The following is a 14,211-nucleotide window of genomic DNA, read 5'->3' as shown; positions in this document are numbered from 1 at the left end:
ACCATCAGTAAAAAACGTTTATTGCGCTGTACTTTAACGTAAAACCGGGATGAAGGAAATGTCTGTCTTTAAAACGGGGGCCAATGCCTTAAACAGACATGCCATCAAGCCAGGTCATCGGATAATGTTCAGAAAAGCTGTCGTTTTTGCATGCGTTCGGGCACAATATAGCGACCTCCCAGCATTGAACCGTTATGGCAAAGCATTTTTTTCAATCCTGGCTTCCCTCACCCGAACAAGTCAGCAAAATCCGTACGCTTAAAATTTTTGGTGACAAAATTTTCAATCCACAGCTGTGGTATGTCAATCGAAGATCCATTTCAAAGGCCATGTTCATTGGAACCTTCTGGGGCATGCTGCCTATTCCATTGCACAGTCTGCTGATTATTGTGACCGTACTGATTTTTGAAGCCAATTTACCCATTGGTTTATTACTGGCCTGGATCATGAATCCACTGACCATTATTCCCATCCTTATTTTTGCCTTCTGGATTGGTACCAGAATCTATCATGTGCAGATGATTGATCAACACATGTTACTCGGGGTATTTCACCAGATCGGCCATTGGATCAAAAGTTTCGGACACAGCCATATCGATTTCAGCCTGGCTGAAATCCTGCTCACAGGCCTGGTGATTGAAGCACTGTTTTTCGCCGTATTATTTTTTATACTGACCCGGATTTGCTGGCGCTGGAGTGTGGTGGAAAAATGGAAACGACGACATAAACCACAGCAGTTCATCTGAATATTCTGATCCCAGTCAAAACAATGGACATACAGCCCCTCTAAAGCTAAGGTCAAGGTAAGGTTCACTCTGGAGAAAAAATATTAGAAATGCTTAATTGAAAAATAGATCACTTTATTTCAATACCGCCATTCATCTGAACTTTTACCTCACAATCAAATTTTATTTTATATTTTTACTTCACAACCATAAAGGATAGAAAAATGAAAACTTTATTATTAGGAATGATGATAGCATCGATGAGTGCGGTAAGCTGGAGTGCCTGTACTTATAATCTGGATGCAACTCAGGCTGAATTATCAGCGACATCTTCAGGTGGAACCAGATTTCCAAATGTTAGCGGACAAAAAGTTTCATTTAATGTTACTCCTGTTACTTCAACAAGAAGTGTTGCATATAATTCACTGAGTGGAGCTTACGCCAGAGCGGTAGCACAAAATCCTGGTGCAGCTGGCGATGCCACCATTAGCCCAACGGGTATTTTTGCTTATGAATACAAAATAAAGGTACCGTTAAATAAATTACCTGATAATGAAACAACAGGGTTACTTCTACTAACAGCTTTCAACGAGGATGGAAGACAAAAAACAGGGATGCTTATTTCCTACCTGAACATGAAGAATGCAACAGCAATTGGGTTTGGTTTTACACCTCTTATAAATGGTGATAATGGACCAGGGCAATTTGGAACTGATATTCAAGATACTTCCGATGGTTATCAGCGTATAGGTATTTATTTTAACCAGGACTCCAGACAAATGGGCGCAATAGTCAATGGAACAAATTACGGTTATTTTGCAAACTATTTAGATGTTCCAACCAATTTATGGTTCATGAATGGAGCGGGTACAGGAAATTTTCCTGAAAACTCACCAACCATTGGTACTGAGGTATCAGTTGAATTGATTACAGATCATGCGCAGATGACACAAGCTTATCCTACAGGCACTAAAGACATCTGTGGCAATACAATCTAAAGTTAAATTAAATGGCCAGGATCAGGCATTGCTTATGCCGTGTTTACGGCAAAGCATGGGTACCCGGTGCCTGTTTCAGCCTGTTTCAGCCTGTTTCAGCCTGTTTCAGGATGGACAGCATCTGACTGTCAGTAAAGCGTGATGTTTTCATGCAGGATCTCCTGTGTATATCTTAAGAGAAAATTCCACTTTTAGATCCTTTTATTTTTAGGGGAGATTACCGAGTAACTCAATAAATTAATTTTATCAATAAAAGAAAAGCTAAAAAAGTTTAACCCTTAAAGTCAGTTTCTGTACAGTGTTCATGCATGAACAGATGAAATACAGCTGCTGTAATTACAGCGCTTTTTGTTTTTGCTTCATATATTCTTCAGCAACGTCCAGCACGAAATGCTGACAGGCTTCTCCGGTTCCCGGATCATAGGCACCGCCATTGGTGATGTTGTTTGACAGAATGCGGATTCCCAGAAATGGCACGTTAAACTGACTGGCAATCTGAGCCACTGAAGCAGCTTCCATTTCCTCGACCGATGTACCGTACTGGCGATGCAGAAACTGAATCCGGTCCAGCTCATTGTTCCATACATCCGCTGAACCAATGGTTCCTTCCACAACATTGCCTCTGGTGTATTTCGCCTGAGCAATATGTGCAGCTGACAGCAGTTCCTGATCTGCTTCAAACTTGCGAATGGCGATGGGTTCCGGGTCTGACTCATCATCCGGCAGCACGTCAAAAGCCTCAACCCAGCTCAGCGAATTCGAACCGCCACCCACAGGCTGCTTCGGGGTTCTGAATGCACCAATATTGGTGGCATATTTACCCAGAACAATATCATAGACCTGTAAATCCGGATCATGCCCACCGGATGTACCCTGATTGATAATGGCAATTGGCTTGTAACGTTCAATGGCAATTGCGGTAGCTGCCGCTGAATTACTCATGCCCATCCGTGTTTTTGAAATAATCACCGGATATCCCTTATAGGTCCCTTTCCAGAACTTCCAGCCTCCCACGGTTTCCTCTGTGACATCACTTAAAACCGCAGCCATACGTTCAGATTCCACCGGCAAAGCCCCCTGAATGATAATCGGCTGTAAGGTGGTTTCTGCCTGCTGGGCAGAAGGTGCTGCAACCGAAGATTTATCATCATTGCAACCGGCCAGACAGATGCTGCCACAGAGGCCAAAAATCCCCAGAAAACGCTTTACTTGCATGAGTCACCTTCCCATATTAAAAAAATCAGAAAAATTCATAAATTCATTTATAAAAACAGCCAGTCGCCTCAGACAATAACCACTGCAACCCTGACATGCGATAAGAACAACCGCGACAATAACGCTGAGGACAACGGGACCATAACACAAGCAAGTGATATACCAGTTTTAAAGCAGCTGACTTTTTCATGGATAAAAATCACATTCAACCGATGATTCCACAAACCGGTTCGATCAGCTTCACATCAAGCCCGGGACAACTGAAACTCTGCACCTGCCGGACGGACTGTCCCACCAATAATCAGAAAATCCGCTTATCATCCCGGGGAGCCTGTGGTGTTTTCTGTACCTGTTGCCATACTGCCCGGGCAATATCCATATAATGCTCTGCTGCTGCATCACCGGTAATGACCGATGGTTTTCCTGCATCTGTATTTTCACGTATCTGAATATTCAGCGGTAAACGCCCAAGCAGGGGAATATGGTATTGCTCAGACAGCTGATCACCACCGCCCACGCCGAAAATTTGCTCTTCATGACCACAGTTTGAACAGATGTGGGTGGACATGTTTTCTACAACGCCCAACACCGGTATGCTCACACGATTAAACAGTTCAATGCCCTTAATGGCATCCATCAGCGCCACATTCTGCGGTGTAGTGACAATCACGGCACCGGTAACCGGAATCCGCTGCGCCAGGGTCAGCTGAATATCTCCGGTGCCGGGTGGCATATCAATCAGCAGTATGTCCAGGTCCGGCCACAGGGTCTGATTGAACAATTGCATCAATGCGCCGGTTGCTTTGGGACCGCGCCAGGCCACCGGGGTGTTGTGATCCCCGGTTAAATGCCCGATGGATAAAACAGCCATTCCGTAGGCGTCAAGCGGAACAAAATGCTCAGACTCGATCATGGGGGTCTTGCCGGCATTCCCCAGCATGGTGGGAATACTCGGACCATAAATATCTGCATCCAGCACACCGACTTTCAGACCCTGTTTTTGCAGTGCCAGGGCAAGATTGACTGTGGTGGTTGATTTTCCGACACCGCCTTTGCCGGATGACACTACAACTACATGCTGAATGCGTGGATGTCGGGGAATATCCCGTTGTTGTGGCGCAGCTTTACGAATGGGTGGGTTGTTCGGGTCAGTTTGCTGTCCGGCAGCGCCTGGCTGCACCGAGGCATCCACCACCGGTGGCAATGCCGATTTCTGCTCTGCGCCCTGTTGCGGTTCTGAAGCAGTCGTTCTGACGGGCTTTGCCTGATGCTGCCCTGTCTGATTTTTTGCCGGTGCATGTTTCTGCTGAATCACATGCATGTTCAGCTCCTGAATACCGCACTTTTCCAGTGCAGCGGCAAGATCATCATGAATTTTTTGCAGCTGTTCAGCCTCGGAAGGATGCGTGTTGATGGTGATCTGTAACAGACGTCCTTCCACATTGACCTGACTGATCCGATCTTTCAGGAGCTGGTCAGAACCAGGTAAAACATAATGCTGAAGTACATGCTGAATCTCTTGCTCTTTAACCTCCTGCGCAGGTGAAAACACAGATTTAAGCGAAGAAAGCCATGACATAAAGTTGCTCCAGCAAGAAAGAAACGTCCGGGGCTTTAGTTTAGCCCTAAATGGGCGCAAGGTTAAGCAAAGTTCCATCAGGCTTTTTGAATGTCGATATCAACGCTGTGCATTTAGTCATCAGCAGCATAGGAAAACATGGTTTGCGTTTCTTTTTATGCTTCACCTTATGCTTCATCCAGAAATTATATTTCATCCACAAAGAAATACACCCGATCCTGAGAGGGTCGGGTGTATTTGCCGGGGATGCTATCAAATGAATGACTGAAACAGCATCATCAACTGACCGTCAATAAAACATTTTAGCCTTTATCACTGTTTTTAAAGCTATTGATGGTATCCGTGGCTTTTTTCTTCAACTCATCAAATTTGTCTGTGGCCTGAACTTTCAGTTCATCCAGTTTCACTGACGCTTCATGTTTCAGTTCACTGGCCTTCAGTTTTGCCTCATCAAACTTATGATTCGCCTCAGTTCTCAGCTGATCAAATTTGTCCTGTACACTGCCCTGAGCTTCACTTGCTTTCGCCTTCAGATCACTGACCTTCGCATCCAGCGAGGCCTTTTCTTCGGCATGTTTTACTTCAACATCCCGTTTCAGATCATTAATGGCCTTTTCTCCTTCAAGCTTTGCTTCAGCAGCTTTATGTTTCAGATCATCCACTGCTTTTTCACCCTGAAGCTGGGCATCTTTCGCCTTGTATTTCAGATCATCCCCCAATTCTGATGCCTTATTTTTTAAATCATCCAGTTTACTGTCGTTTGTCATGAGTCATACCTCCTGAATGTTGCTTTTGCATGTAAACCCATCGTACTGATGGACTTTTATTGAATTGAATGTTTATTTATACACGGATCCAGGGCAGTTTCAGCTTTAAAATGCAATTTGAAACAATTGCGATACAGGATGTTTAAGATGATGCTGAACATAACGACTCAGTGAAATAGTCTGGACCTTATAAAGCATCCTTTTGAAAATCAATATTTTTTACAAATGCCAATAGCGCCATACAGGCTGACTGAGTCATGCATACCGCACCAGGCCCTGCAGATCCAGATCATCATTACTGCCCAGGTTTCTACCTCACAGACATCACTTTCGCCTTACTGTGAACCTGCGAAGCAAATCACTCCCTGTACTCAGGACAAAGCGTTGCTTTGTTTCCCCTCTTCACTCAAGTATAACTTTCGCCTTGCGCTCGGACAAAGCGTTGCTTTGTTTTCCCTCTTCACTCAAGTATAACTTTCGCCTTGCGCTCGGACAAAGCGTTGCTTTGTTTTCCCTCGCTCAGGTAAAATCGGGAACCTTGCATAACCGCGAACGAGAGATTTATATCCGTGCGAAATATTTTAGTCACCAATGCCCTGCCCTATGCCAATGGTCCCATCCATATGGGTCATTTACTCGGTTATATCCAGGCGGATATCTGGGTTCGTGCCATGCGTGCAATGGGACATGATGTGATTTATGTCTGTGCGGATGACGCTCACGGTACCGCCATTATGCTGCGGGCAGAAGCCAATGGCATCAGCCCTGAACAGCAGATTGCCACGGTCCGGCAGGAACACATTCGTGACTTTGATGGTTTTGGCGTGCATTTTGATCACTATGATTCAACCCATAGTCAGGAGAATAAGGCACGTGCCTCTGAAATTTATCTAAAAAACCGGGAAGCCGGCAATATTGCCATTCGTCCGGTCACACAATTATTTGACCCTGAAAAAGGCATGTTCCTGTCTGACCGCTTTATTAAAGGCACATGTCCAAAGTGTAAGGCCGAAGATCAGTACGGTGACTCCTGCGAAGTCTGCGGCAGCACCTATAATGCCACCGAACTTATCAACCCACGCTCAACCCTGAGCGGCGCAACGCCGGTGGAGAAATCTTCAGATCATTACTTTTTTAAGCTGCCAAATTTTGCTGAATACCTGCAAAAGTGGACCCGTGATGCGGGCCGCCTGCCGGTTTCCATTGCCAATAAACTGGATGAGTGGTTTGAAAATGGTTTAAATGACTGGGATATTTCCCGTGATGCACCTTATTTCGGTTTTGAAATTCCTGATGCGCCGGATAAATATTTCTATGTCTGGGTCGATGCTCCAGTCGGTTATATGTCCAGTTTTGAAAATTATATCAAAACCAGCAGGCCTGAGCTGAACTTTGACGATTACTGGAAAAAAGAGTCTGGAAATGAAGTCTATCACTTCATTGGCAAAGACATTGTCTACTTTCATGCCCTGTTCTGGCCAGCCATGCTGGAAGGAGCAGATTACCGTACGCCGACCAGCCTGTTTGTCAATGGCTTTCTGACCGTCAATGGCCAGAAAATGTCAAAATCCCGGGGAACATTCATTAAGGCTGAAACGTATTTACAGCATTTAAACCCGGAATATCTGCGCTATTATTTTGCATCGAAACTGTCAGATAAAGTTGAAGACTCAGACCTGAACCTTGACGATTTTGTCCAGAAAGTCAACTCAGACCTGGTGGGTAAAGTGGTGAATATTGCCAGCCGTTGTGCCAGATTCATTAACAGTAATTTTAACCATACCCTCTCGGCAGATTGTGCAGAACCTGAGCTGATTGAAAGCTTTATTGCTGCCGGTGATTCAATTGCCAGCGCCTATGAAGCACGTGAGTTTTCCACGGCAATCCGGGAAATTATGACACTTGCAGACAAAGCCAATCAGTATATTGATGAGAAAAAACCATGGGCACTGGCCAAACAGGAAGGCCAGCAGCAACAGGTGCATGACGTCTGCTCAGTCGGTATTAACCTGTTCCGTCAGCTGGCGGTTTATCTGGCACCGGTACTGCCAACACTGGCCATGCAGGTTCAGCACTTCCTGAACCTTGACCGTTTTGATTTTGCATCACGTCAGACTGTTCTGCTCAACCATGAAATTGCACAGTTCCAGCCGCTTATGCAACGTGTCGACCCCAAAGCCGTAGCTGCAATGGTGGAAGCATCCACAGAATCACTGGCTGCTGCACCGGCCAAAGCTGAAAAGAAGGCCGTAACAGTAAAAGAGAAAAAGACTGAAACCAGCGCCGGGGAAACAGCAGTTATTGGTATTGAAGACTTCATGAAAATCGACCTGCGTGTTGCCCGGGTACTGGACGCCACAACGGTGGAAGGCTCTGATAAATTACTGCAGTTAACCCTGGATGCCGGTGAAGCTGAGCCACGCAATGTCTTCAGCGGTATTCGCAGCGCCTATACACCGGAACAACTGAAAGACAAACTGGTGGTCGTAGTGGTTAATCTGGCACCACGCAAAATGCGTTTCGGTATATCCAATGGTATGGTACTGGCCGCCGGCAATGGTGACGGTATTTTCATTATCTCGCCGGACAGCGGTGCTAAACCAGGTGACCAGGTCAGCTGATTTTTGCATGACTTTTTTGCATCACTGATGTCAGAAGGCTTCTGATTCATCCATCAGCAGCCTTTTTCTACTTTGCTTTTCTTTTTTCTCCTGCAGGCCTTATATTTATTGGGCTGAGCTGATGAAATCTATTTTTAAAGCGATCGACTGTTCAAAGCAATTGATGCCAGCCTTTCATCGACAAAAAAACTGCTGCCGGATCACACGCCCTGGGATACAATCACTTTGACGCCTTTCAATGCCCGTCCCATGCTTTTTGATTCCATGCAACAGTCCATTCCTGACCAGCCGCTCGTACTTGACCATGCTCAGCCTGAGCTGACCATCAGACGACTGGATTTAATTCATCCTCAGATTTCCGGAAACAAATTTTTTAAACTGAAATACAACATACTGCATGCGCAGCAATCCGGCTTTCAGGGATTGATCACTTTCGGTGGGGCACACTCAAATCATATTGCAGCCACAGCGTATGCTGCACATGCCGCAGGACTGCAAAGTACCGGCGTCATCCGGGGTGAAGAACTGGCCACAAAAGCACTGAATCCGACCCTGGCCACAGCACGGCAATTCGGTATGCAACTGCATTTTGTATCACGTGAACAATATCGGCACAGAACTCAGCCAGAATTTTTACAGCAGCTGGCCGTAATGTTCCCCGACCATTACCTGCTTCCCGAAGGCGGCACTAATCAGCTGGCAGTCCAGGGCTGCATGGAGATTTTATCTGCACAGGACCGCAGTGATTACGATATCATCTGCTGTGCAGTCGGCACGGGGGGTACTATTTCCGGCCTGATCGAAGCCAGTGGCACACACCAGCAGGTCCTTGGCTTTTCTGCATTGAAAGGAAATTTTTTAACCCAGGACATCCGGCACTATACCGCCAGGACCAACTGGAGCATTACCGCTGATTATTGCTTTGGTGGTTATGCCAGAACCACGCCGCAATTGCTGACCTTTATTCAGAATTTTCAGCAGCGGCACCAGATTCCACTGGAACCGATTTATACCGGCAAAATGCTGTATGGCATTCATGATTTAATCGACAGGCAGTATTTTCCGGAACAGAGCCGTATCCTGGTCATTCACTCCGGGGGCTTACAGGGATGGCCTGTCCCCACCCCGGACTGAATAAATCTGAAAACCGCCACAGAATTGTCTATAATGCCGGGCTTGCATTGCCAGTGAGTTTAACTATGTCCTCCACACACCACCATGATGTCATTGTCCTGGGCGCAGGGGCTTCCGGTTTAATGCTGGCTGCACTGGCTGCCCGGCGTGGACGTAAGGTACTCGTAATTGAAAAGGCCAATAAACCCGGCAAAAAAATTCTGATGTCCGGTGGTGGGAAATGTAATTTTACCAATCTGCATGTCGAACCTGAACACTATATTTCCCACAATCCCCACTTTGTAATTTCCGCACTCAGCCGTTACAGCTGCTGGGATTTTATCGGTATGGTCTGTGAATATGGAATCGAATACGAAGAGCGCAAACACGGTCAGTTATTCACCCTGAATGGTGCCAGGCAGATCCTGGCCATGCTGATCAGTGAATGCGAAAAAACCGGTCATGTCGATATCAAAACCCAGTGTGAGGTCAAAACCGTTACAGTCACTGAAACCCCGCAGCAGGCATTTCAGGTGGTCACCCCACTGGGCACTTTTAAAGCGGAATCACTGGTGGTCGCCAGTGGCGGGCTGTCCATTCCGACCCTCGGCGGGTCAGGTTTTGGTTATACGCTGGCCACTCAGTTTGGACATCATGTTTTTCCCACCCGGGCCGGCCTGGTTCCCTTTACCTTTTCCGATCAATTTGGAGAAGCGGCGGCCCGGCTGAGTGGCAATGCAGTGGAAAGTACACTGAGCAATGAACTGAATGCATTTACCGAAGCGCTGCTGTTTACCCACCGCGGTTTAAGTGGCCCCTGCACATTGCAACTGTCCAATTACTGGCAGAGTGGTCAACCGTTTAAAATCGATTTTCTACCGTCCATGCAGTTGTCTGATTTTCTGAAAAGCAAAAAACAGAGCCAGCCCAGAGTACTGCTGAGAACTCTGCTGAATGAACATTTACCCAGAAATGTTGTGCTGGAATTACAAAACCTGATCTGGCCGGATGTCGCAGATACCGCCATCGGCAATCTCAGTGATCAGAAACTGCTTGCCATTGCCGGACAACTGCACGCCTTTACAGTCAAACCTTCAGGCACAGAAGGTTATCGTACCGCCGAAGTCACACTGGGCGGTGTGGACACCACGGAAGTTTCATCCAGAAGTATGGAAAGTAAAAAGCAAAAGGGATTATTTTTTATTGGGGAAGTCCTGGACGTGACCGGACATCTGGGGGGATATAATTTTCAGTGGGCCTGGGCCTCTGCCTATGCGGCAGCGGGTTATGTCTGAAACAGGCCAGACGACCTCTGCTCTGCTGGACACATCCGGTTTATTCTATGGAAAATCAGCCATGGATTTTCCGGGAAATGGTTTTAATGTTCGGGTTCATGCATTTGACCAGTTGATCTCATTTATCCTGACGTCCTGCTGAGTTAAGCCATCCTCTATATACAGGCCAGAACCTGCAACTTTCTATAATCTTATCCCAATCAATGAATCGTGAAATTTGCTATATGGGCAATACGGGGCCCTTCAGCCCACATGATGATGACTAATTCGTCTTTTTCTCTTCCAGCTGAGCTGGCAACTGCCGTGGCGCCGGGGCTGATTGCTCTGAGCTTTTAGGACGGGCAAAGACAAACTTATAGGCACTGACCAGAAAACCGACAGTAATACCTGCAATCACAATCGGTGCCAGTAATTTACCGGGTTTTTTCACTGATTTCTGATTTGACATGACGACATCCTCATCACTTAAAATAAAAAAGATCGATCAGCCTATAGACTGATCGATCTGAATGAAAAATTACATGTTATTTCGGGTCATTGTCATTACTGGACGAAATATCAATGTCATTTTTCACGACTGATGTATCTGATACAGGTGTATTTAACGGATTCGGCTGATTACCGCCCTGTTTTGCCTTATCAATTAAATCAGTCAGTACACGCTCTGCCGGTTGACGACCACCCAGACCGAATGCCAGTGCGAAAGCCACCGCCACAGAACCCAGGGTCAGACCAAAGGCAAGATTGACAATTGAATCTGCAATACCCATCGCTCTTAAGCCCATGGCAATCACCAGGCCCATAATCAGGACACGAACCAGGTTGCCCAGCCAGCGTGAACTGTTATATTCACCGCGCTGTACCACGTTGGCCACCACATTGGCGAGCCAGAAACCAATCACCAGGATCACTGCACCCAGCAGAATATTACCGCCAAAGTGAATGAACATTGAAATCAGATCACTGACCTGCTGAAAACCAAGTCGGTTGGCAGCTTCAGATACCGCAAACAGCATGGTGAAAAATACGATCAGATAACCGATTACACCTGAAATCCGGGTTTCTCCCAGGAAGCGCTGCAGATCCAGTTTTGCAGGCACTTCATCCACACCGGTACCGGCAATCACTTCTGAAACCAACTGACCGACAAAACGGGAGACGACATAGGCAACAATTAAAATCAGGCCAGCTGCGATAATATTTGGAATCGCATTCATGATCTCTGCAAGCATCGCGGTTGCAGGCTGTGAAATCGCCTGAATGCCCAATGCCTCAAATGCAATGATTAATGCCGTGATAATCACCACCGCAAAAATGAATGAACCCAGCAGGCGGGCCAGATTGCTGCTTTTAAACAAGCCGATTTTTTCTGCCTGTGCCTGCAGATTTAAGCTGTTGGCCAATCCTTCCACAATACCGCGCACAATTTTAGCCAGGATATAACCGACAAAAACAATGACACCGGCAATAAACAGATTTGGAATAAATGAAATGGCCTCATTCATCATATTCTGTACTGGCAGTAATAATCCTTCCAGTCCAAGAATGGAAAGCACAATCGGCAGAAACAGCAGCAGGATTAACCAGTAAACGATGTCAGCCACATTCTGACTGATTGGACTGACGCCTACTTCTGAGCTGAGCTTTTCATCCAGCTGGGTGCTGGCCAGCAACCTGACCAGTCCGACCCGTACCAGTCTTGCAATGATCCAGCCCAGAAAACCCACAACAACTGCGGCAATAATACTTGGAACGAAAATCAGAAACTGTCCGATCATGTCACTGAAAGGGCCGCTGACACTATTGATATTCAATACATTCAGCGCGGCAATGACAGCCAGTACCAGAATAAACCAGAAAATAAACCTGGAGATGATCGACTCATAATTCGGCGAAGCTTCTGCAACGGTATGGCCTGCTGCATTGGAGAGTTTGCTGTTTATATTTACTTTTTGAAGCAATTTTTTGATGGTTGCAGCAATAATCAGGGCAATAATCCAACCCACCAGTAAAATAACCACGGCAGCAATAATCGGTTGAAATTGATCCCAATAATACATGGCATCAAGTCTCCCCCGGGAGCCTCCAGTAAAAAATTCGTTCATTGTCGTTATTCCTCGTTGTTATAGATTGTTAAACTGTATAAATTGCGCATTTCTTATTCAATATTCAACAGCATAAATACAACAAAAGCGCTGCAAAAGGTTGCAAAGAACCCTGGTCGTCCACAAACGGATCAACCAGGATTATTGCCTGTCTGGATATCGATTTTCTTTCAAAAAAATCAGTGAAATTTCCACTTTCAGAATAGGCGGATGAGCCATGCAGCTCATACCCAGTCTGCAAGCATATAAACAAGAAGTGCCATCAGAAACAGTCCCACCAGCATTAACATATAAACAGGCAACCGTTTCTTATGGTTCAATTCTTCTTCCGTGGTCACATGAGATGGCCGATTGAAATCATGTCGCATAATTCCTCCCTCCCTGTTGTTTTGCTGAAATTTTATACTATCAGCTGATCATATTGCTGTGTGTAAAAATATTTTAACCGGACGAGCGTTTGATGAAATTTTCTGATCTACATTAAAAATCAGGTATAATGTCGACCCTATTTTCTGACTGCCGTGGACAATGACCTATCTTCGTCAAAGTGTCTCTCTCGAGCTAAATACAGATGTCACCGAGCAATGTTTTCTGCATACCACCCGGGATGGGCATTTCATCGGTATTATTGAATTCAGTCAATCCGGGCATACGCTGAAATGGGAAGATCTGGAGTATTTTCGCCGGCGTACTGAAGAGTTTTCAGTCATGCCCTTCCCGGATTGCATCAATGCCATGATCATTGATATTCGCAATGTCACCGCGCTGTTGGATAATGAAGTACCCATTATTCCCTGGCGTTTGCTTGAAGAGGAATGTCCAATCCGGCTGGTGGTGTCTCAGGAGCGTATGCAATATTATGCCGGTTTATTTGAACCCACCTGGCTGACCACTGATATTGAAACAGCCATTTCCGAACTGCGTGAATTCATGGACATGTTTGTGCATTAATTCGGCTGCAGAAAAATACTACCAGTAATTCTCCACCGCTATATTTCCCTCGCCACGACGATTCATGCTCAGGCCACGGGCTTTCAGTGCCGCACGGGTATCATCCACCATCTGCGGATTACCACATAACATGACATGGGTTGTAGCCGGATTAAATTCAGCACCTGCAGCCTGTTCCAGTTCCCCGCTACTGATCAATACAGGTAAACGCTCATGCAGGGCTGCATCCGGATCCCGGGTAACCACCGGAATAAATCTGAAACCGCCATGTCCTTCACCAAATGTTGCTGCAATCTGCTGAATACGCTCCACATAGGCCAGTTCTGACTGGGTCCGGACACTGTAAACCAGATAAATCCGGGCATACTTTGTCCAGGTGTCAAAGTCCTGCAGCATGGAAATAAACGGCGCCAGACCGGTACCAGTCGCCAGTAACCATAAATCCTGAGGCAGCGGCAGCTGATAGCGGGCCAGTGTTAAAAATCCGTAGGGAATTTTTTCCAGATACAATTCATCACCAACTTTTAAATGCTGCAAGTTCGATGTAAATGCGCCATCCGGCACCACAATTGAAAAAAACTCGAGCTTTTCATCAAATGGTGAGGAAACCACGGAATAAGCCCGTACCACCAGTTCATCACCGACTTTCAGTCCAATACGTGCAAACTGCCCGGCACTGAACTTAAAATGTGCCGGTCGGGTCAGGGTAAAACTGAATAAATTACCGGTCCAGCGATGTACTGATAATACCTTTTCCCTACTGAATTTTTCAATTGGCATGATTTCTGCGTGGCGTGGAAGATACTGCTCATGGTAGCATGACAGCATAATTTATTAATATT

Annotated in this window: 13 protein-coding genes; 6 read left to right on the top strand and 7 right to left on the bottom strand. The window is 46.1% G+C overall.

Annotated features, from left to right (window positions below):
• The first annotated feature begins 194 nt into the window (after nucleotides 1-194).
• Nucleotides 195-746 carry a DUF2062 domain-containing protein gene (locus ACT6PV_RS03800; protein WP_445115152.1) on the top strand — a complete coding sequence of 184 codons (552 nt, stop codon included), beginning with the start codon at nucleotides 195-197 and terminating at the stop codon, nucleotides 744-746.
• Between the two features lie 203 nt (nucleotides 747-949).
• Complete coding sequence (locus ACT6PV_RS03795) at nucleotides 950-1,723, top strand: DUF4882 family protein (protein ID WP_445115151.1); 774 nt, start codon at nucleotides 950-952, stop codon at nucleotides 1,721-1,723.
• Between the two features lie 336 nt (nucleotides 1,724-2,059).
• On the opposite strand, the gene ACT6PV_RS03790 is transcribed toward ACT6PV_RS03795, so the two are convergent.
• The 3 genes from ACT6PV_RS03790 to ACT6PV_RS03780 all read right to left on the bottom strand — a co-directional run bounded on the left by ACT6PV_RS03790 (nucleotide 2,060) and on the right by ACT6PV_RS03780 (nucleotide 5,284).
• A complete protein-coding gene (locus tag ACT6PV_RS03790) occupies nucleotides 2,060-2,938 on the bottom strand; it encodes a 5'-methylthioadenosine/S-adenosylhomocysteine nucleosidase (protein WP_445115150.1) in 879 nt (292 codons plus the stop codon).
• Nucleotides 2,939-3,239: 301 nt separating this feature from the next.
• Nucleotides 3,240-4,517: an iron-sulfur cluster carrier protein ApbC gene (gene apbC, locus ACT6PV_RS03785; protein ID WP_445115149.1), complete on the bottom strand. Its 1,278-nt coding sequence runs from the start codon at nucleotides 4,515-4,517 to the stop codon at nucleotides 3,240-3,242.
• 302 nt (nucleotides 4,518-4,819) lie between these two features.
• Entirely contained in the window at nucleotides 4,820-5,284 is a 465-nt protein-coding gene (locus tag ACT6PV_RS03780) for a hypothetical protein (RefSeq protein ID WP_445115148.1), read from the bottom strand.
• Nucleotides 5,285-5,853: 569 nt separating this feature from the next.
• Between ACT6PV_RS03780 and metG the strand changes: the two genes are divergently transcribed.
• From metG to ACT6PV_RS03765, 3 genes are all read left to right on the top strand, one after another.
• Nucleotides 5,854-7,905 carry a methionine--tRNA ligase gene (gene metG / locus ACT6PV_RS03775; protein ID WP_445115147.1) on the top strand — a complete coding sequence of 684 codons (2,052 nt, stop codon included), beginning with the start codon at nucleotides 5,854-5,856 and terminating at the stop codon, nucleotides 7,903-7,905.
• 249 nt (nucleotides 7,906-8,154) lie between these two features.
• A complete protein-coding gene (locus ACT6PV_RS03770; RefSeq protein WP_445117022.1) occupies nucleotides 8,155-9,039 on the top strand; it encodes a 1-aminocyclopropane-1-carboxylate deaminase/D-cysteine desulfhydrase in 885 nt (294 codons plus the stop codon).
• A gap of 65 nt (nucleotides 9,040-9,104) precedes the next feature.
• Nucleotides 9,105-10,313: an NAD(P)/FAD-dependent oxidoreductase gene (locus tag ACT6PV_RS03765; protein ID WP_445117021.1), complete on the top strand. Its 1,209-nt coding sequence runs from the start codon at nucleotides 9,105-9,107 to the stop codon at nucleotides 10,311-10,313.
• A 262-nt stretch (nucleotides 10,314-10,575) separates the two neighbouring features.
• Here ACT6PV_RS03765 and ACT6PV_RS03760 read toward each other — a convergent pair whose 3' ends face one another.
• The 3 genes from ACT6PV_RS03760 to ACT6PV_RS03750 form a co-directional block, all read right to left on the bottom strand.
• Nucleotides 10,576-10,743 carry a hypothetical protein gene (locus tag ACT6PV_RS03760; protein ID WP_445117020.1) on the bottom strand — a complete coding sequence of 56 codons (168 nt, stop codon included), beginning with the start codon at nucleotides 10,741-10,743 and terminating at the stop codon, nucleotides 10,576-10,578.
• Between the two features lie 94 nt (nucleotides 10,744-10,837).
• Nucleotides 10,838-12,418: a mechanosensitive ion channel gene (locus ACT6PV_RS03755; protein ID WP_445115146.1), complete on the bottom strand. Its 1,581-nt coding sequence runs from the start codon at nucleotides 12,416-12,418 to the stop codon at nucleotides 10,838-10,840.
• Between the two features lie 224 nt (nucleotides 12,419-12,642).
• A complete protein-coding gene (locus ACT6PV_RS03750; protein WP_445115145.1) occupies nucleotides 12,643-12,786 on the bottom strand; it encodes a hypothetical protein in 144 nt (47 codons plus the stop codon).
• Between the two features lie 160 nt (nucleotides 12,787-12,946).
• Here ACT6PV_RS03750 and ACT6PV_RS03745 point away from each other — a divergent pair, with 160 nt between their 5' ends.
• Entirely contained in the window at nucleotides 12,947-13,369 is a 423-nt protein-coding gene (locus ACT6PV_RS03745) for a hypothetical protein (protein ID WP_445115144.1), read from the top strand.
• Between the two features lie 18 nt (nucleotides 13,370-13,387).
• Here the strand turns inward: ACT6PV_RS03745 and ACT6PV_RS03740 are convergent, their stop codons facing one another.
• Complete coding sequence (locus ACT6PV_RS03740; RefSeq protein ID WP_445115143.1) at nucleotides 13,388-14,149, bottom strand: ferredoxin--NADP reductase; 762 nt, start codon at nucleotides 14,147-14,149, stop codon at nucleotides 13,388-13,390.
• Between the last annotated feature and the right edge of the window lie 62 nt (nucleotides 14,150-14,211).

This window comes from Acinetobacter sp. WZC-1 (assembly GCF_052544965.1).
Note: the sequence above shows the minus strand (reverse complement) of the source record. Positions and strands in the feature narration are given on the sequence as shown.

What these genes read in the sequence shown, in the direction of transcription:
- ACT6PV_RS03755 (WP_445115146.1), bottom strand. Translation starts at nt 12,418, where the DNA reads ATGAACGAATTTTTTACTGGAGGCTCCCGGGGGAGACTTGATGCCATG.
- ACT6PV_RS03790 (WP_445115150.1), bottom strand. Translation starts at nt 2,938, where the DNA reads ATGCAAGTAAAGCGTTTTCTGGGGATTTTTGGCCTCTGTGGCAGCATC.
- ACT6PV_RS03795 (WP_445115151.1), top strand. Translation starts at nt 950, where the DNA reads ATGAAAACTTTATTATTAGGAATGATGATAGCATCGATGAGTGCGGTA.
- ACT6PV_RS03750 (WP_445115145.1), bottom strand. Translation starts at nt 12,786, where the DNA reads ATGCGACATGATTTCAATCGGCCATCTCATGTGACCACGGAAGAAGAA.
- ACT6PV_RS03745 (WP_445115144.1), top strand. Translation starts at nt 12,947, where the DNA reads ATGACCTATCTTCGTCAAAGTGTCTCTCTCGAGCTAAATACAGATGTC.
- ACT6PV_RS03765 (WP_445117021.1), top strand. Translation starts at nt 9,105, where the DNA reads ATGTCCTCCACACACCACCATGATGTCATTGTCCTGGGCGCAGGGGCT.
- ACT6PV_RS03800 (WP_445115152.1), top strand. Translation starts at nt 195, where the DNA reads ATGGCAAAGCATTTTTTTCAATCCTGGCTTCCCTCACCCGAACAAGTC.
- ACT6PV_RS03740 (WP_445115143.1), bottom strand. Translation starts at nt 14,149, where the DNA reads ATGCCAATTGAAAAATTCAGTAGGGAAAAGGTATTATCAGTACATCGC.
- apbC (WP_445115149.1), bottom strand. Translation starts at nt 4,517, where the DNA reads ATGTCATGGCTTTCTTCGCTTAAATCTGTGTTTTCACCTGCGCAGGAG.
- ACT6PV_RS03770 (WP_445117022.1), top strand. Translation starts at nt 8,155, where the DNA reads ATGCTTTTTGATTCCATGCAACAGTCCATTCCTGACCAGCCGCTCGTA.
- ACT6PV_RS03780 (WP_445115148.1), bottom strand. Translation starts at nt 5,284, where the DNA reads ATGACAAACGACAGTAAACTGGATGATTTAAAAAATAAGGCATCAGAA.